Origin of the sequence: Paenibacillus sp. GCM10028914 (genome assembly GCF_042666275.1) — a bacterium.
Classification (GTDB): domain Bacteria; phylum Bacillota; class Bacilli; order Paenibacillales; family Paenibacillaceae; genus Paenibacillus_AQ.
The window spans coordinates 1-17,339 of sequence record NZ_JBHTFO010000008.1; the positions used below are offsets into that span (position 1 = coordinate 1).

General features: G+C 44.1%; 17 protein-coding genes and 1 pseudogene. All 18 read right to left on the reverse strand.

Features of this window, described 5'->3' with window-relative positions; genetic code table 11:
- The coding region (locus tag ACFQV5_RS06520; protein ID WP_379244846.1) for an S-layer homology domain-containing protein at nt 1–1,919 on the reverse strand (1,919 nt) is incomplete at its 3' end.
- Nucleotides 1,920–2,271: 352 nt separating this feature from the next.
- Entirely contained in the window at nt 2,272–2,616 is a 345-nt protein-coding gene (locus ACFQV5_RS06525) for a hypothetical protein (protein ID WP_379244848.1), read from the reverse strand.
- The gene (fliS, locus tag ACFQV5_RS06530; RefSeq protein WP_379244850.1) at nt 2,600–2,998 is read right to left on the reverse strand and encodes a flagellar export chaperone FliS; all 399 of its coding nucleotides are present in this window, start codon (nt 2,996–2,998) and stop codon (nt 2,600–2,602) included. The genes ACFQV5_RS06525 and fliS overlap by 17 nt, the downstream gene beginning before the upstream one ends.
- 23 nt (nt 2,999–3,021) lie before the next feature.
- Nucleotides 3,022–4,509 carry a flagellar filament capping protein FliD gene (gene fliD / locus ACFQV5_RS06535; RefSeq protein WP_379244852.1) on the reverse strand — a complete coding sequence of 496 codons (1,488 nt, stop codon included), beginning with the start codon at nt 4,507–4,509 and terminating at the stop codon, nt 3,022–3,024.
- A gap of 11 nt (nt 4,510–4,520) precedes the next feature.
- Nucleotides 4,521–4,898 (reverse strand): flagellar protein FlaG, encoded by a 378-nt coding sequence (locus tag ACFQV5_RS06540; RefSeq protein WP_379244854.1) that lies wholly within the window; start codon nt 4,896–4,898, stop codon nt 4,521–4,523.
- A gap of 197 nt (nt 4,899–5,095) precedes the next feature.
- Nucleotides 5,096–6,277 (reverse strand): flagellin N-terminal helical domain-containing protein, encoded by a 1,182-nt coding sequence (locus ACFQV5_RS06545; RefSeq protein ID WP_379244856.1) that lies wholly within the window; start codon nt 6,275–6,277, stop codon nt 5,096–5,098.
- A gap of 306 nt (nt 6,278–6,583) precedes the next feature.
- Nucleotides 6,584–7,711 (reverse strand): flagellin N-terminal helical domain-containing protein, encoded by a 1,128-nt coding sequence (locus ACFQV5_RS06550; RefSeq protein WP_379244858.1) that lies wholly within the window; start codon nt 7,709–7,711, stop codon nt 6,584–6,586.
- Nucleotides 7,712–8,008: 297 nt separating this feature from the next.
- Entirely contained in the window at nt 8,009–9,202 is a 1,194-nt protein-coding gene (locus tag ACFQV5_RS06555) for a flagellin N-terminal helical domain-containing protein (protein WP_379244860.1), read from the reverse strand.
- Between the two features lie 152 nt (nt 9,203–9,354).
- Nucleotides 9,355–9,588, reverse strand: a complete 234-nt coding sequence (gene csrA / locus ACFQV5_RS06560; RefSeq protein ID WP_379244862.1) for a carbon storage regulator CsrA — start codon at nt 9,586–9,588, stop codon at nt 9,355–9,357.
- Nucleotide 9,589: 1 nt separating this feature from the next.
- Entirely contained in the window at nt 9,590–10,039 is a 450-nt protein-coding gene (gene fliW, locus ACFQV5_RS06565) for a flagellar assembly protein FliW (RefSeq protein ID WP_379244864.1), read from the reverse strand.
- Between the two features lie 86 nt (nt 10,040–10,125).
- Nucleotides 10,126–10,689 carry a DUF6470 family protein gene (locus ACFQV5_RS06570; RefSeq protein ID WP_379244866.1) on the reverse strand — a complete coding sequence of 188 codons (564 nt, stop codon included), beginning with the start codon at nt 10,687–10,689 and terminating at the stop codon, nt 10,126–10,128.
- A 13-nt stretch (nt 10,690–10,702) separates the two neighbouring features.
- Nucleotides 10,703–11,635, reverse strand: a complete 933-nt coding sequence (gene flgL, locus ACFQV5_RS06575) for a flagellar hook-associated protein FlgL (protein ID WP_379244868.1) — start codon at nt 11,633–11,635, stop codon at nt 10,703–10,705.
- A gap of 12 nt (nt 11,636–11,647) precedes the next feature.
- On the reverse strand, nt 11,648–13,243 hold the full coding sequence (gene flgK, locus ACFQV5_RS06580) for a flagellar hook-associated protein FlgK (protein WP_379244870.1): 1,596 nt from the start codon (nt 13,241–13,243) through the stop codon (nt 11,648–11,650).
- A 16-nt stretch (nt 13,244–13,259) separates the two neighbouring features.
- On the reverse strand, nt 13,260–13,763 hold the full coding sequence (locus ACFQV5_RS06585) for a flagellar protein FlgN (RefSeq protein ID WP_379244872.1): 504 nt from the start codon (nt 13,761–13,763) through the stop codon (nt 13,260–13,262).
- Between the two features lie 11 nt (nt 13,764–13,774).
- Entirely contained in the window at nt 13,775–14,059 is a 285-nt protein-coding gene (flgM, locus tag ACFQV5_RS06590) for a flagellar biosynthesis anti-sigma factor FlgM (protein WP_379244874.1), read from the reverse strand.
- 139 nt (nt 14,060–14,198) lie between these two features.
- Nucleotides 14,199–14,609 (reverse strand): TIGR03826 family flagellar region protein, encoded by a 411-nt coding sequence (locus ACFQV5_RS06595; RefSeq protein WP_379244876.1) that lies wholly within the window; start codon nt 14,607–14,609, stop codon nt 14,199–14,201.
- A 112-nt stretch (nt 14,610–14,721) separates the two neighbouring features.
- Nucleotides 14,722–15,600, reverse strand: coding sequence for a ComFC family protein (locus tag ACFQV5_RS06600; RefSeq protein WP_379244878.1), 879 nt, complete (start codon nt 15,598–15,600; stop codon nt 14,722–14,724).
- A pseudogene (locus tag ACFQV5_RS06605) lies at nt 15,594–17,081 on the reverse strand (ATP-dependent helicase ComFA); the annotation flags it as partial. The pseudogene ACFQV5_RS06605 and the gene ACFQV5_RS06600, both read right to left, overlap by 7 nt.
- Between the last annotated feature and the right edge of the window lie 258 nt (nt 17,082–17,339).

A 17,339-nucleotide genomic window follows, 5' to 3' on the forward strand; every position in this document is an offset into this window, starting at 1 on the left:
TTAATTACTATACTTTCATCAACCACGGTTCCACTTGTGATCGTGATGACCACGTTTTCCCCATTCGCTTCGGCTACTGCCGTTACACTTGTTGGCAATTCCAGTCCTTGAATCGCTTCATTCGCTGCTGCCACGGTTGTTCCCAAATCGATTTTCCACGACAGATTAAGTCCTTCAATACTAGTCTTCGCTTCTGCAACTTTTTCAGCATCGGATTGTTCTGGTACTTCTGGTTCTTCTTCTGGTGCTTTAATTACTATACTTTCATCAACCACGGTTCCACTTGTAATCGTTATAACGATGTTACCAGCATTCAATTCTGTTCCTTCAACGGCTACAATTTTTACTCCAGTTGGCAATGTTACCTTTGAAATTGCTGTGTTTACTTTTGTAATAGTCGTTGTAAGATCTGTATCCCAAGCGAGATCTAACCCTTGAATAGCTTTCTTAGCTGCAGCTACCTTTTGAGCATCGTTCTCTTGTTGCCCTCCACCGTCAGGATTTGTACCAGTTCCTCCGCCAGTTGATGTACCTCCACCACCTGTGGATCCACTACTGCTATCACTACTACCACCTCCGCTAACAACTGGAGGAGTGCTTACAATAATTTTTTCTTTTAACGGACCTTCTACTGTCGTTGGACGTGTACTGAATTCGGATCCTTCGCCGCCTTCATTAATAACCGCTGATTTGATAGATCCCGACCCTAGTAACTTAGCAATCGCATCCAAAATCAATTTCGTTACACTGGTGCCACTAGACAGATTAATAGACGCATTCTTCGCAGCATCGCTAATATTCAGAGTTTCTATCGAACCACGTTGTAATTGTACCGAGATAGAAGCTGCCGAAATATCCACATCATCAAAAGTACCATTCAGCACGACTTGCGCATTCGCAGGAAGTTCCGCAGCAAGCTCAACATCGGTAAAGCCTACACCGCTAACTCCAGATTCCTCAAGTTTAACGGACGATTGGACTACAACGCTTTCAGCTCTAGTCGAACCTTCGGCTACAATCCGTACAGTTCCATCTTTTTTATTAACAATCACGTTAACCAACACAGAGTCTACGAAATGAATAGAGTTAATTCCGCCCCCCTGAACATTCGTAGTTCCATGAACTTTAACATTTTTAATGGTTACATCGCCTTCTCCAATACCTTCAGCTAAAGTAAGATTACCCTTGATCTCAACATTCTGGAGGACGACGCCAGGTGCACTAATCACGACGTTTCCGTTAATTATCTCTGTACCTTCTGCTGCTCCATAAGTTCCCGCTTTATCGTATGTAGTAGTAGTCAAGATATCTTTTTTGAGGAGAGCCGTATCTATCAATGAAACAGCCTCTGCCCGTGTCAAAGATTTAGTAGGTGAGAATGTTCGATTTGGATAACCCTTCATAACTTCATTCTCAATTGCTACGGTAATACCGGATTTCCCCCAGCTAGCAATTTGCTCAGCATCTGTAAATTGATTCAATATACCACTATCTATAGGATTAACCCCTAGAATTTTTGAAACAATGACAGCTGCTTCCTGTCGAGTGACAGGTGCACCAGGACGAATCGTTTGATTCTCGTATCCTGTTACATAGCCCGCTTTAACCGCCGCCGCTATATCTTTATACGCCCAATTCTGGGTGTTCAAGTCTTTAAAATTAATCTCAGTTGTCTCCGTATAACCAAATAAACGATTAATCATAGCCACAAACTCAGCCCGTGTTATCGTCTGATTAGGTTTAAAACTTCCATCTTGATACCCCTTTAGGTTATCTTCATCAAGCCACTTCTGAATTTTCTGTTCTGCCCAATGTCCTGAAATGTCATTAACGGACTGAGCTTGAACACTGCTAACTGTACTCAAAGCCATACTTACACCCAGTAAGCCTGTTACTGTACTGCGTACTTTTTTTCCCATGTTGTCCTCCTAATATAAGTTCATTTTGTAGAAACAAATAATAAATTAGATCTAAGAACACAAAAAAAATAGTACTATTAGACTTGAATGATATAAAAAGCAGTACTGTAGACCTAATTGTTTAGTCGCATTGTATTCTACCATATTTCGACATGGTTAATCTAGTAAAATAAAAGATATAATTACCATATATATTTTTAGGAGATAAGCGTGGGGATGAGAGACAACAATAAGTTATATACAAATAAAAAAACAACCCGCAAGGAGGTCTGTTCTCTTTCGAAAGCTATCCCTCATACGGGTTATCTATTCAATCATAATCTAATATGTCCTACTCAATTAATCCATGCTGCTATTTCCTCTTATCCATTAATATAGAGTCCATAGCATAATTAGTTTCGTAGGCACTACGCTGTACCTTCGCTGCATCTCGTTGCCGGAGCCAATCTGAAGCTTCCTGCTTGAATGCCCTCATACGGGCTTCTACTAACGCATCATTACGAAGTAAAACCTGGATACGATCTTTCTGATCCTGACGAAGTGACTCTGTGGAAATAATAGTAGACATCTCATCTAGAATTGGTTGGCGAAGATCAACAAACGCAACCAATTCTTCGTATGAAATATGATCAAGTTGTTCCACAACCGACTGACTCAATTTCTCAAGAGCAAGAAGCAGATCATCCATTGCTGGCATTCCCAGCACCCTCAGCAGTCGCCATTTTCGCCGCTTGCGCCCAAGTTTCACGAAGCTCTACTAGATATCCTAGAGCCTCTTCCGCGGGTGCGGCTTCTTTCTTAACATTAGCCTGAATCAATAAATGATTAATATATTCATATAATGATGCAAGACCCTTGGATACTTCAAAACTATGGTCTAGGGTAACAATTAGCTCACTAACAATAGTCTGAGTCTTATTGAGAAATGTATTAGCTTTCTGAAAGTCCTGCTCTTTGAGAGCATCCAGACCACCTTTAACAAAACGAATCGCTCCGTCATACATCATAAGCAACAATTGGCCAGGAGTAGAAGTTTGTACAGACGACTGTCTATATTTATCATAAGGAGATGTAATCAATTACGCTCACCTCTTTTTCTTAATTAACCCGTAAAACTAGATAAGCTAGCTGATTGGGAATTTAGTTTATTAATGGCTGTTTCCATTGCAGTGAATTGCGTGTAGTAGTTATTCTCGATTTGCGTAAGTCTCTTGGTTAATGTCGATATACGGTCATTTAAATCCGTTAATTCTTTTCCGAGTGTACTTTGCTCATTCAATGATATTGTAATATCTGTACTGTACTTCGCTGTTCCCGCTTTGTCAGCCATTCTGGACAACGTTACGTTTAAATTATCATACATTTTATCAAAAATACCCTTACTCGCTCCGTCTGAAGATCCAATGAATAATTCCATGACTTGTTCTGGATTCTCTTCGATTGCATTCATAAGCTTGTCTTCATCAAGATAGAGCTTTCCGTTCTCCGTATAAGTCCCCGTTGTAATACCAATAGAAGCTAACCCAATCGTTTTGTCTCCAAACTTTACAGATGAGGAAGACAATAATGTCCTCATGTTAGAAAGTCCTTCTACCAAGATTTCATCATTTCTAAGCAAACCACTCTTCGCTCTGGATTCCCAATTCTTAATGTCGTCCTCAGTCATCTCTTTCTTCTGTTCAGAGGTTAACGGAGCATAACTTCTGTATTTCTGCTCTGATACTTTACTATTTAATGTTGAAATCAGCGCATTATAATCTGAGATAAAAGCCTTGACGGTTTCGAGCGCTTTCTTGCCATCTGGTTTAGTAGTGATAGTGGCAGGTCCAGCATCTTTGGTCTCCTGCAGTAAAGTGATCTGAACACCGTTTACTGTTAGTTGGTTAGATGAAGGGGTGTACTTGGTACCGTTTATAGTAACCAAAGCGGGTTGTCCATCTTGGGTTGCCTTTTCTGGATCAGTAGTCCCAAAGACATCGGTTAGTAAAGAACCAGCGAATTTTACCGTGTCATTACCATATTCCTTAGATTTGACTACAAACTTCTTTCCAGCTTCGTCAAATGTTGCACTTAGCCCTGCGCTATAGTCTCCATTGATCTTCGTTAGAACATCCTTTATTGTATCATCTTTTGAAAATTTAAATGATTGCGTGTACGAAGAAGAACCATCTCCACGTGAGACGCTAAATTCAAATGGGCCTGCTCCAGAATTAAGACTTCCTAGCTTCGTATACATTGTGGTTCCTTCACCTAAAGATGCTGTCTCCAAGGTGGACTGAGTAGCAAGAGATCCTACTTCTACTTTCATAGACACCTGATTTGCAGAAGTGGTTGCTTTTACACTAATAGCATCCTTATTTCCGGACACCTCAGCACTATAAACATTCATCTCTGAAGTTTTTTTATATTTATCTAGCTTATTTTGTCGGAAATCAACCAATGCACTGTTAATGGTTCTGTAGCTGTCTCTACGCCATTCTAGTATTTGCTTGTTCTGGTTTAACTTATCTAACGGCGCTCGCTTGGCAGTCATCAGTTGCGTGACCAAGGTGTCTATATCCATACCTGATGATAATCCACTTACTCTCATTTGTATTCCTCCTATCCGCGTTCATCAATGATGAGCCCTGCAAATTCCATCATCTTCGCCACAATTTCTAGTGTCTGCTCCGGCGGTATTTCTCTAATAATTTCGCCGGTTTCTTTATTTAGAACCTTGATCATAATGGCCTGCGTCTTCTCGTGCACATTAACCTCAACCATCGTTTCGGGTCCCTGCAGCGCTTTAATAGCTCGATCAATCGAACGCACGAGCTGCTGTTCGCCTAATGTAACGTATTCACCTTGTCTTTCTAAACGTTGAAGCTCTTTCTCTTGATTAACAAGAGGTTTAGGCTCGTTAGCGCTCTTGGATGGCTGAGTGTATGCCGCATTCGAAGCCGCACTATTTCCAGTGATAGAAATTTGCAGATTCATCATTGCACCTTCCTTCGCAATATTACTATTGTTGTATATATCGGTTATTAGAACGAGATGTATTAGAAGAAACAGCCTATGTTGCGCACGTTCAGATCGCCTTTTTATTGTTATCGACATTTGAGTAAGCAAAATTTATACATATACAAAAAGAAGAGACCTTGGAAAAGATCCAAAGTCTCTTAAGTAGAACATTAAATTTAACGAAGCAATTGCAGTACACCTTGTGGTTGTTGGTTCGCTTGAGCCAACATTGCTTGAGCTGCTTGAGTAAGGATGTTGTTCTTAGTGAAAGACATCATTTCTTTCGCCATATCCACGTCACGAATACGGGATTCAGCAGCAGTCAGGTTCTCGGAAGTAGCACCCAAGTTGTTGATTGTGTGCTCAAGACGGTTTTGGTTAGCACCCAGTTTAGATCGTTCTTCGGAAACTTGGTTCAATGCATTGTTGATGGTTGTGATTGCAGTATTAGCTGACTTTTGATTTGAAATGTTGATGCCCGATTCTTCATCAATATCAGTCGCTGTTGCCGCCACTGCATTGACAGTAGTACCTGCTACAGCAACTTTGTCTGTCATAGTTGAAGCTGGATCAGCAATTGCTTCTACGCCAATTTTTTTCAAAGCATCTAGTACATCTTGTTTAGTTGCAGTGATATCGCCAGCAGTAGTTGCAGGAGGACCCCCTGTTGGTGCGCCTTGTGCTAACGTAAGAGTGATATTTCCATCTTTATCAATCGATGCTGTAGTCTCTGTAATCGCTGCTCCATCTTTAGTTTGAGCATCAGCTATTTCAATATCAAGTTTTTCCGTATTTCTATTTGTAACTATTACACCTAAATCACTAAGAGTAGTATCTTTTTTCAGACCATTTACTCCCAGCTCTGTATTGCTCATGTTGTTGATGCTCAGTTTGATACTTTGACCAGAGTTAGCACCAATATGGAATGTTTTATCAGCAAAAGTACCATCCAAAACCTTTTGGTTGTTAAACTCAGTGTCTGTAGAAATACGCTTTATTTCTTTGGACAGCTCATCAACTTCGGATTGAAGTTTTTGACGATCAACGCCTTCGTTAGTGTCGGAAGAAGCTTGAACAGCCAATTCACGCATACGTTGCAAGATGCTGTGAGTTTCAGTCAATGCACCTTCAGCTGTTTGGATCAGGGAGATACCATCTTGCGCGTTCTTTTGAGCCATATCCAGACCGCGGATTTGACCACGCATTTTTTCGGAAATTGCCAGACCAGCGGCGTCATCACCTGCACGGTTGATACGAAGACCAGAAGACAATTTCTCCAGGTTTTTAGAAGAAGCACCTGTATTTGCGCCCAATTGGCGGTGTGTGTTCAATGCAGCAATATTGTGGTTGATAATCATTAGATTCTCCTCCTTGAAATGGTTTGTCCCACATCCTTGTGGTCTCGCTTGCTTTCGTTAAGGTCGACCGCCCCTCCGAAATAGCGTCTACTCTTTATATCGTCAGATGGTTAATTCGACTTTAGAGTCTTTTACACTGTAATAAATGATAAATTATTTTGTATCTATCGCATGGATGCAATCACACTAATGTTTGATTATATGACAAAGTTAAGTCTCGAAAAGAATTTACATAGAGCCATTACTATAAACTTCAGTACAAAGAGACCTTGAAAGAACCAAGGTCTCTTAGGAATATCCATGAAATTAACGAAGCAATTGTAGAACGCCTTGTGGTTGTTGGTTGGCTTGAGCCAACATTGCTTGAGCTGCTTGAGTAAGAATGTTGTTCTTCGTGAAAGACATCATTTCTTTCGCCATATCCACGTCACGAATACGGGATTCAGCAGCAGTCAGGTTCTCGGAAGTAGCACCCAAGTTGTTGATTGTGTGCTCAAGACGATTCTGGTTAGCACCGAGTTTAGACCGCTCTTCGGAAACTGTGTTCAGAGCATTGTTGATCGTAGTAATTGCTGCATCAGCAGATTTTTGACTACTGATATTAACACCAACTTGATCACTTGCTACACCTGCATCAGCCTTAACCATAGTAGGAGCTGTTGCTAACACTGCATCGGTACCAGTTGCACCCTCTTTAAGTTTAACATCAAGTCCTAAACCCTTAAGAGCATTCAACACATCATCAGTTGTAGCAGTGATAACATTTTTATCGTCCTCAGCAAGTGTAATCTGGATCTTACCATCTGCACCAAACTCTGCTTTAGTTTCTTTTCCTTGCGTAATTGTGTCAAATTCAAGAGCTGCATTCGTTCTATTGTTAAGAGTTATAGTATTTGCAATAATATCAGTTTCTTGGGAGTATCCACTTACTCCGAGATCTGTGTTACTCATATTATTGATGCTCAGTTTAATACTTTGCCCGGAGTTAGCACCAATATGGAAGGTTTTGTTATCGAATGTTCCATCCAATACTTTCTGATTGTTGAACTCAGTGTCTGTAGAAATACGTTTGATTTCTTTAGACAACTCATCAACTTCAGATTGTAGCTTTGCACGGTCAACACCTTCGTTAGTGTCGGAAGAAGCTTGAACAGCCAATTCACGCATACGTTGCAAGATGCTGTGAGTTTCAGTCAATGCACCTTCAGCTGTTTGGATCAGGGAGATACCATCTTGCGCGTTCTTTTGAGCCATATCCAGACCGCGGATTTGACCACGCATTTTTTCGGAAATTGCCAGACCAGCGGCGTCATCACCTGCACGGTTGATACGAAGACCAGAAGACAATTTCTCCAGGTTTTTAGAAGAAGCACCTGTATTTGCGCCCAATTGGCGGTGTGTGTTCAATGCAGCAATATTGTGGTTGATAATCATTAGATTTTCCTCCTTGAAATGGTTTGTCCCACATCCTTGTGGTTTCGCTTGCTTTCGTTAAGGTCGGCCGCCCCTCCGAAATAGCGTCTACTCTTTATATCGTCAGATGATTCAGATAAATTTAGAGTTTTCATTAAGGTCTTAAAAAAACATTCGGGGTTCTAGCTTACATTTCTAACAAACTTTTCAATCAGCTAATTATTTATAACGAGGGTTGCAAAGATAGGTGATACTCCAAATTATTCTAAAAAAATGAGACCTCGGAAAGATCCAAGGTCTCTATCTAATATCATAAAATTAACGAAGCAATTGCAGTACGCCTTGTGGTTGTTGGTTTGCTTGAGCCAACATTGCTTGAGCTGCTTGAGTAAGGATGTTGTTCTTAGTGAAAGACATCATTTCTTTTGCCATATCCACGTCACGAATACGGGATTCAGCAGCTGTCAGGTTTTCAGAAGTAGCACCAAGGTTATTGATTGTGTGCTCAAGACGGTTCTGGTTAGCACCCAATTTGGAACGTTCTTCCGAAACTTTGTTCAAAGCGTTGTTCACCGTAGTGATTGCTTTGTCAGCAGCTGTTTGTGTAGAAATATTAACGCCAATTTCATCATTTTTTGTAGTTGCCGCAGCGATAGCTTTATCAGCAATTTTTGTAGTACCATGTGCTGTAAGAGCAGCGTCGGTAGTACCATCTTTTAATTTTGCGTCTAATCCTAACTTTTTAAGGGCATCTGCAACTTCTTGTTTCGTGCCAGTGATTGCTCCTGGAGTAGCAGCAGGTGGTCCAGGAGTATTTTCATTTTGTTTCAAAGTAACAATTATTTTGGTAGGGTCAGTATCATCAAATCTTGCGGTCGTTTCCTTTACCCCAGTCCCTGTATTGTTTTGTGCTGCTGCAAATGTAATTGTGTAACTTTTCTCTGCATCTCGATTAGTTACAATAACATCTGTTCCAGTAATTTCAAATTCATCTTTCAGTCCATTAACACCAAGCTCTGTATTGCTCATATTGTTAATGCTCAGTTGGATGCTTTGGCCGGAGTTAGCACCAATATGGAACGTTTTGTCATCGAATGTTCCATCCAAAACCTTTTGGTTGTTGAACTCAGTGTCAGTAGAGATACGTTTGATTTCTTTAGACAACTCATCAACTTCAGATTGTAGCTTTGCACGGTCAACACCTTCGTTAGTGTCGGAAGAAGCTTGAACAGCCAATTCACGCATACGTTGCAAGATGCTGTGAGTTTCAGTCAATGCACCTTCAGCTGTTTGTATCAGAGAGATACCATCTTGTGCGTTCTTTTGAGCCATATCCAGACCACGGATTTGACCACGCATTTTTTCGGAAATTGCCAGACCAGCAGCGTCATCACCTGCACGGTTGATACGAAGACCGGAAGACAATTTCTCCAAGTTTTTAGAAGAAGCACCTGTATTTGCGCCCAATTGGCGGTGAGTATTCAATGCAGCAATATTGTGGTTGATAATCATTAGAATTTCCTCCTTGAAATGCTTTGTCCCACATCCTTGTGGTTTCGCTTGCTTCCGTTAAGGTCGGCCGCCCCTCCGAAATAGCGTTTAATAAGTATATCGTCAAAAAATCCATTCGATTTTAGAGTTTTTTTGCATATTCATAAAAAAATTCACTTAGGATTCTTTAAATGCTTCATCAGTTCTTCTACTCCAATAGAAGACTGATTCGCAGATTCCCTATTCGCTTCTTGAATCGATAAATAAATTTCTTTACGAAAAATATCCATGTTCTTCGGTGCGCTAATTCCAATTCTCACATTGTCACCATCTACTCCAAGGATCGTAACCTCAATCTCATCCTGGATGACTACAGATTCTCCCTTTTTACGCGACAGTACCAGCATGCTACTCACCCGCCTTTACAGATGGAGTTGTCTCATTGCCGGACCACAACAGATGCCGTGATTGATACTCCGAAGCGTGCAGGATCACTTGTCTTCCACTCTTATTCTCTAAATTGAACACAAGTGGGGCTAGTAGATTGATCGTAGACTTCTCTACATTCTCATTTAAAGTTACGATAGAGCGAATCATAAGATCAGAGTTTAGTTCCATTTCCTCCACGATAGATTCCGGAAGATCAAACTCATAGTTCGGGTAAAAGACGAAAGGATCGGTCATCAACAAGGAAATATGACTATCCTGTAAAGACTGCAAATAGGAGAATGGACCTTCTGCGACATGAATAACCGCAAATTCTGAATGACTTTCAAAACCCGGAATACCTTTAGAAAAGTGATAGATTTGATCTTCCGGCACATCCAATGGTCCAAACTGAGCTGTTTCAACGTTCATTTATATCCACTCCTTAACTAACTGATTCATTAACAAAACAAGCTATAGATGGCAGCATGCCCTCCTATAGCCTGTATCTTGGACTATTACATTGTCATATCGATTTGCGGTGGTGTGATCTCAATCGATGCATATTGCTTCACCCGGATATCTAGAGATCCCGGATGGTACTCAATCTGAGGTGTATAAGCTTGAGCCGAAATTCGCGGTGTTATCGGTTCAATATTAATTTGCGGTTCGTTTCGATTCACATGGATATCCACGTTATCGTAGGAAGCTGGCGCCCGAAACTCAATAAACGGATCACGCTTCCAATCCGAACCGTAAATCTCACCAATGGAGTTACCCGGCAGATGAAATTCGGCCATACGATTCCCTTGCTCTACCCGCTTCGCCAGAGCCTCCAGCATTAAGCTAGGTAACTCTGAATAAATCTGCTGATTCATCTCCAGCGCAGTTCCACCATTATAAGCTCTAAATGCCTGATGCTGATCAATCTCCATATCCGGTCTCGGCGAGGTTATATCCATTTTCGCTCGAGGAGACTCGATCTCCATATCCGGCCGTTGCTGGCTTATCGACAGCTTCGCTTTGCTCGAACTGATTTCTAGTGAAGAGGGCTGTGTAGAAACTTGAAGCTGTGGAATCACTAAAGATCACCACCTATCTCAGGAAATCAACCAATGAAGTTGAAATAATCTTCGCCCCTGCTGAAAGTGAAGCATTATAGATACTCTCCTGAATCTTCGATTGAATGATTAATTTCTCATAATCTGCGTCTTCAGCCTTGGACTGCAAATCTGTTAAGTTAATACCCATGTCTTCGAGCCTGCCCGCCATAAGTTCAACACGGTTGGTCTTGGCTCCAATCTCTGCACGGGCTGTTAATACCTTCTCCATACGGGTGTCTATCTTATCTAGCTGAGCCGAAATCGTAGGGAAGTCACTGCTGCCGAGAGCTCCGATCAAGCGATCCATCATTGTAAATATGTGGTCGTCATCCTTCTCGGACGGACTACCGAATACCGTATTACCTGTTACGTTAATCGGCAGCTGAACATTCTCACCAACAATAAAATTGATGCTCCCCGAATCTGTCAGCAAGTCTTCAACAACACCAAGTGTTTTCGAAAGATTATTCTCGTCTTTTTCAAAATCATACGGCTTCGTATCATATTGTTGACCGTTGAAAATATACTTCCCGTTTAACTTACTGTTGCCGATATCGATTAACTGCTCCTTCAACTGCTCCACTTCTGTCTTAATGGAAGTCAATGCAGAATCTGGGTTAGTCGAACTAGAGGCTTTGACTGTAAGCTCCTTCAAGCGATTAAGAATACTGCCCACTTGATCTAGTGCCGTGTCATTATAGTCCAGCCAAGATAATGCGCTGTCCACATTACTCTGATACTGCGTATTGGCTGATAACTCTGTCCGGTATCGAAGAGAGTAGGTTATGCCTACCGGATCATCCGACGGTCTATTCAGTTTGCGCCCTGTGGAAAGCTGAAGCTGCGTTTCATTCGTTGCGCGACCATTACGGTTCAAGTTCATAAGCAGCTGGGAGTTCATCATATTGGAAGTTACTCTAAGCATGGTTTATCCTCCTTAACGGCCTACCACGCCGGTAGAATTAATCAATTTATCAAGAAGCTCATCGAATGTGGTCATAAACCGGGCAGACGCACTGTAAGCGTGCTGGAATTTAATCATATTGGACATCTCTTCGTCCAGAGATACCCCGCTTACCGATTGACGACGGGATTCGACCTGCGTAACCAATGCATAACTGTTATCTGTCTGCCGGGTAGCCTCCTGTGCTTGTACACCTAGCTGTCCAACCATTGAACTGTAAAATGAAGCAATTGTTCCCTTAGTGCCGGCTGCATCTGTAAACTTCGTTGTGTTTAAGCCTGCAATTAATAATGCTAACGTGTTATTACCCTTGATAACACTCTCATTGCCATCCTTAACGGATGTGCGCATGGAAGTCGCAATCTTACTCGGATCATTTGCAATGACCGAGTTCAACTTAATGTTACCTGCAGTAATGGTTCCACCATTATCCGAAGCTACAAAAAACGGTAATCCCTGTGCAGTCGTGCCATCTGTTGTTAGGCCTAACTGATGAAGGCCGTTCATCCCTCTCACAGTAACGGAAGCGTCTTTGTTTAGCACAGCTCCCGCAGGAACCTGCTGTCCAGCAGGAAGAGTACTAACATTACCATTCACGCTTATTTCGATATCAACATTAAACGATGCACCCTCAGGAATCTTAGATCCGGAAGGTAACGTAACCGGAATCTCCCCGTTCACAATGGTATTCGCTAAATTGTTCAGCTGATTCCTATAGTCCACCACAATCGATCTCTGGGAGATGATCATTCCATGAACTTCTCCGCCTCTGAGATCTCCAGATGCATAGGCTCCTTCAAGGAAAGTTGCATCTACATTCGCCGTTACGGTTGCTCCCTCGACGAGCGCCTGTCCTCCTAAGGAGATATTGTAACCAGCCTCTCCTTCGGTCACCGTAACGTTTACGATTTTGGACAATTGGTCGGTCAGCAAATCCCGCTGATCCCGGAGATCATTCGCATTATCGCCCAAACTCTCTATACGTGTGATTGAACTATTCAAATTGGCTATGGAGGTTAAGTAGTTCTGAATTTCGTCCCCTTTAATGGATATATTCTTACCCAGGTCCGACTCCAGATTATCCAGCTGGCCACTCATGTAATTCAGTGCATCCGTAAAAGATTGAGCGGTCTGAACTACAATCTTGCGAGCTGTTGGATCCTCAGGATTCTTGCTTAAATCTGACCACGAGGAAAAGAACTTATCCATAACTGTCCGTAGTCCCGTGTCCGATGGTTCGGTAAAAATGGACTCTAGTTTATCAAGGGTATCGGCCTGAATGTTCCAGCTACCAAATGCACTGTTCTCTCCACGGAATTGATCGTCAAGAAATTGTTCGCGAATCCGCTCAATACTGGAGAACTCAACACCTGTGCCAAGTTGACCTGCGGCAGTCGAACGATTGAGACCATAAGCCTCCATGGGTAGAGACGCCTGCATTTTCACAACCTGTCTTGAATACCCGGGCGTGTTAACGTTCGCTATATTATGACCTGTCGTTCCGAGTGCTGCTGTTTGTGTAAACAGGCTTCGTTTGGCCGTTTCTAATGAATGAAATGTAGATCGCATTACAATATCCTCCTGTTTACGCTCGGGTATCGAACAGGCCCGGTCGCCCTGTGCTGCCGCCTCTGTCAGACGGGTGATGATATGTGACTTCGTCCTGTGAGGACTTTCCAGTCAGCATATCGAGTGAGAAATCAATGAAATCGAGTGATTGTGCGAGCAATTGCTGATTAATATCGTTCTTCTGCTTCAGTTCATGAAGCGTGCTGGATAGACGTGACTGAACGTCTAGCAGCTTCGCTTTTTCTTCTGGATCGAATACGAGCCTTGCAAGCTCCGTAAGTGTTAATTCCAGTTGTGACTTAACTCCGCGACTCTGTAAAAAAGTATAAGTCGCTTCGATACGCTCCTTCTCGAGCTGCTCGATCATCTTCATACCTTTAGACTCACGGTTTAGCAGCTGAACGACCTTATCTACATCATTATCAATAATGGCCTGCTTCTTGGCGTCCGCCATGGCTAACATGTCGTTATACACCATTTCGAGCCGCTGCAAAGAATCAATTAACGTCTGTACTGACATATTAGTCACCCTTAGCTCTCGGGAAACTGCTTGAAATAAGGCAGCAGCTTCTCCGCAAGTTTATCGGCATCTACATTATATGTTCCTGAGGAGACCTGCTCTTTCAAGGATTGAATCTTCTGTAAACGAGCTGGATCTCCAGCACGTTCCTGCGCTTGAAGCATCTCCATCGCTTCTGTTGAAATTGATACCTCGTCCTTGCGACGAGTTTTATTCTGTTGTTCCTGTCGGTTAGTCTCCATGTTCCGTTGATACGAGTGGACAGCGCCGACGCGTCCGGTTTCGTTAATCTTCATAACGCTCACCTTCCTTTATATAGAAAAGACCTTATAAATACATCTTACAGAAAACTTCGAGTAATGTGAAAAAACCGATAACCTTTACTAAGATTATCGGCCGGGATTGTAACATAGTTAATAGTTCGATTGTAGGGTTTTAGTATTTGCGTAATTTGTCAACAGCCCTGTAAGTAAGGGAGTCCTTCTTATTAGGACCACTATTATCGGATGGGTCATCTGTAACGCTTCTTAATTCTTTGGTCAACCGTGTTCTGCAAGATTCGCACATATTGCTCTCACGTATCAACGTGCCGCAAACCTCGCATGGATAAGACAAATTCGGTGCGTTAGCAATAGAAATGCGGCCTTCACGAATAAACTTGGTGATCTGACGAATCGAGACTCCTGTTGCTTCGGATACTTCGTGGATTGTGGCTCCCTTTTGTTCTCGTAAGAACTGGGCACACTCTTGGTACTCTACCTCAATATCTTTCAAACAGTCAGAACACATATCTCGGAAATTCAGCGCATACAATTTGCCGCACCGAGGACAATTCCCCAAGTTCATACTAACCGCCCTCCATGTCGCATAGATCCTTTGATACCCATAGATTACCGTATATTAGTGCTTACGTCTATCATAAAAAGGAAAAAAATATATGTATTTATTCCTAACTCTATTAAGATCTTGCCCACGTCAGACTAAATATCTCTACCGGAATCCCCTGCGTTTCTCCCGCAATCTTTAACTCCTGAGAGCATGCGTTAATCGTACTGCCTGTCGTATAAATGTCATCGATTAATAATATTCGTAGAGAAAAAGGTGCATCAGCCATAGCGGAATTAATAGATTTAAGAGCCTTGGTTCTGGAATATATGCTAGTAGCAAGCAGCTCTATCACTTCTGCCGCTTCCGGTAGGCTACGAAAAACCCCCTCCATATCTTTCAATCGATCCATTCGACTCTTAAAGCTTTGTTTATGCGTATGCCGATCGCGCTGGAGCAATTCTGCATACGGGAGCTTTACCGCAGCTGCCAAACCACGAGCGAGCACCTCGGCCTGGTTAAATCCCCGCTCTTTGAGCCGCTCCAGACTTACCGGCACGGAAGTGATCATATGAGCCTGCCATTGTACCTCAGCCGCTTGTCCAGTTTTATGAAACGATATCTGTTGCTTCTTAGCTATCTCCTGCTGCAGTTGACGGTATGCCCGCTCTAACATACTTATCAAAAGAGGCGCATATGCCTCGTTTCCACGATACTTATACTGAGCCAGCCACTCCCGCATGTCAGCATTATACGTTGCTGCGCTCCGGTTACACACAAAATGCCACGGCCCCGCTTGTTCACGAGTACAGTCCGGGCATCCGATCTGTCTACCGCAGTAAATACATCTTGGACGTGTAATCCATGGTATCGACATATAACATGTTCGGCATATTCCCAAGTATTCACGTGATAAAGATGTTATTCTCCCACAGGTCAGGCACTTCTGTCCTGAAGATGCCAGCAATCGGTGGAAAGGCTTTAGTATGCGGTCCAGCGTATCCATCAGCATTGTAAGTAACCTCCCCGCTTCGCAATCCGGTTCATCCGCTTGATCTGGTTCATAGCCGATCGCTGACACCTTGTCCACTGAGGTGAGCCGAAAATAACCCGCCCCGCGGGATCATCCTTAGATCTGCCAGCCCGACCAGCCATCTGGATCAGCGCGGCTTCATCGAATAATTCACTATCCGCATCCACAATAAACACATCACTCTTCGGCACGGTGACACCGCGCTCCAGTATGGTCGTCGTCACGAGTAAACGGATGTCACGTTTACGGAATGACATCACTTTCTCCGCCCTTCCCGAGTCAACGGAAGATGTCCCTTCTATGGGGATGTCCTTAAAATATCGGCGTAATAACTGCAAGAATGGTTCAATATGACGAATGCGAGAAACGAATAAGAAGACTTGAGCTCCCCGTTGCAGAGATACCTTCAGTTCACGTACCAGACCAGGAGGAAGACTCTTCTGGGTTAGACAACGCTGGACCGAGGGGACTTTGAGCGGTTTTGGTACAGGCAAAGGATGACCATGAAAACGAGCAGGTACCTTGGCGTGAGGCAACCGACCTGCCGCAGCCTCACGTTGGAGGTTGATTGGTGGAGTTGCAGATAAGTAAATATATTTACCACCCGGCTTACACGCTCCCTTGGCTGCAAAATCTAACATCGGATCGTTATGGTATGGAAACGCATCGATCTCATCGATAACAACCAGATCAAAAGCGTGGCGAAATCGCAGCAGCTGATGAGTTGTCGCGAGTGTTATGCTTCCCCGCTTCCAGCGATCCGGGCTTCCTCCGTAGAGCGTCGCTATGCTGACGCCTGGGAAGGCGGCGGCGAGACGTGGTGCCAGCTCCAGCACCACGTCTCTTCTAGGAGCCGCCACCAGCACCCGCCCGCCAGCATCCAGCACGGACTGAAGCAACGGGAAGATCATCTCCGTCTTCCCGGCGCCCGTCACCGCCCAGATCAGGAAGCGGGCGGCCGCGGAGCCCGCCGCCGGCGGCTCCGCCAAAAACCGCAGCGCGGCGCCTGCGGCGGCGCCTTGCGCTGCGCTTAAACCCCACCGGCCCAAGGCCGCGGTGGGGGAACCCCCGGCCGTGCCACGCACGGCCGAATGCGCTGCGCCCTGCAGCAGCAGCGCACAAGAGCGGCTGCGCCCCATAGCGAGGCAAGCCTCGCAATAGGCGCAAGCCGCCGAGCCGCACGTGGCGCATGCCGTGCGGCTAAGGGCTTCGCTGCCGCAGCGCCGGCAGCGGGGGGCCATGGTCCGGCTGCGGCGCAGCCAGCCGGGCTTCTCCCGCGGGGCGGGCTGTGCCAGCCCCGCTTCCACGCGCAGGCGGCCCAGCAGGCAGCCGAGCTGAGCCGCGGCAAGCCAGCCGGCGGACATGTCGCCGCCGGCTTCCTCTAACAGCAGCTCCACCTCACCGCTCAGCAGTGCCCGCCCTTCCAATAACTGCGCTAACCGCTCCGCTTGTAGCAGAAGCTTGTCCCATGCAGCAGCAGCATTCAACCCTCTATCTAAACCATCCATCTGCTCAGCCGTCCACACAGCCATTTCATCAGCATGTCCTAACAATAAATCACCCTGACCATACGGCTCTTCTGCCACACATACTGCGAGAGAGTTACGAACATATTCGCGCCATTCCTTCAACCCCCAGCGATCCATTACCCGCTCCGAACGAAACCCATCACGCAAGCTAACTGCCCAGCCGAGCGGCATACTCCGAGCTAATAAGAC

What these genes read in the sequence shown, in the direction of transcription:
- ACFQV5_RS06525 (WP_379244848.1), bottom strand. Translation starts at nt 2,616, where the DNA reads ATGCCAGCAATGGATGATCTGCTTCTTGCTCTTGAGAAATTGAGTCAG.
- fliD (WP_379244852.1), bottom strand. Translation starts at nt 4,509, where the DNA reads ATGAGAGTAAGTGGATTATCATCAGGTATGGATATAGACACCTTGGTC.
- ACFQV5_RS06540 (WP_379244854.1), bottom strand. Translation starts at nt 4,898, where the DNA reads ATGATGAATCTGCAAATTTCTATCACTGGAAATAGTGCGGCTTCGAAT.
- ACFQV5_RS06545 (WP_379244856.1), bottom strand. Translation starts at nt 6,277, where the DNA reads ATGATTATCAACCACAATATTGCTGCATTGAACACACACCGCCAATTG.
- ACFQV5_RS06550 (WP_379244858.1), bottom strand. Translation starts at nt 7,711, where the DNA reads ATGATTATCAACCACAATATTGCTGCATTGAACACACACCGCCAATTG.
- ACFQV5_RS06555 (WP_379244860.1), bottom strand. Translation starts at nt 9,202, where the DNA reads ATGATTATCAACCACAATATTGCTGCATTGAATACTCACCGCCAATTG.
- csrA (WP_379244862.1), bottom strand. Translation starts at nt 9,588, where the DNA reads ATGCTGGTACTGTCGCGTAAAAAGGGAGAATCTGTAGTCATCCAGGAT.
- fliW (WP_379244864.1), bottom strand. Translation starts at nt 10,039, where the DNA reads ATGAACGTTGAAACAGCTCAGTTTGGACCATTGGATGTGCCGGAAGAT.
- flgL (WP_379244868.1), bottom strand. Translation starts at nt 11,635, where the DNA reads ATGCTTAGAGTAACTTCCAATATGATGAACTCCCAGCTGCTTATGAAC.
- flgK (WP_379244870.1), bottom strand. Translation starts at nt 13,243, where the DNA reads ATGCGATCTACATTTCATTCATTAGAAACGGCCAAACGAAGCCTGTTT.
- ACFQV5_RS06585 (WP_379244872.1), bottom strand. Translation starts at nt 13,763, where the DNA reads ATGTCAGTACAGACGTTAATTGATTCTTTGCAGCGGCTCGAAATGGTG.
- flgM (WP_379244874.1), bottom strand. Translation starts at nt 14,059, where the DNA reads ATGAAGATTAACGAAACCGGACGCGTCGGCGCTGTCCACTCGTATCAA.
- ACFQV5_RS06595 (WP_379244876.1), bottom strand. Translation starts at nt 14,609, where the DNA reads ATGAACTTGGGGAATTGTCCTCGGTGCGGCAAATTGTATGCGCTGAAT.
- ACFQV5_RS06600 (WP_379244878.1), bottom strand. Translation starts at nt 15,600, where the DNA reads ATGCTGATGGATACGCTGGACCGCATACTAAAGCCTTTCCACCGATTG.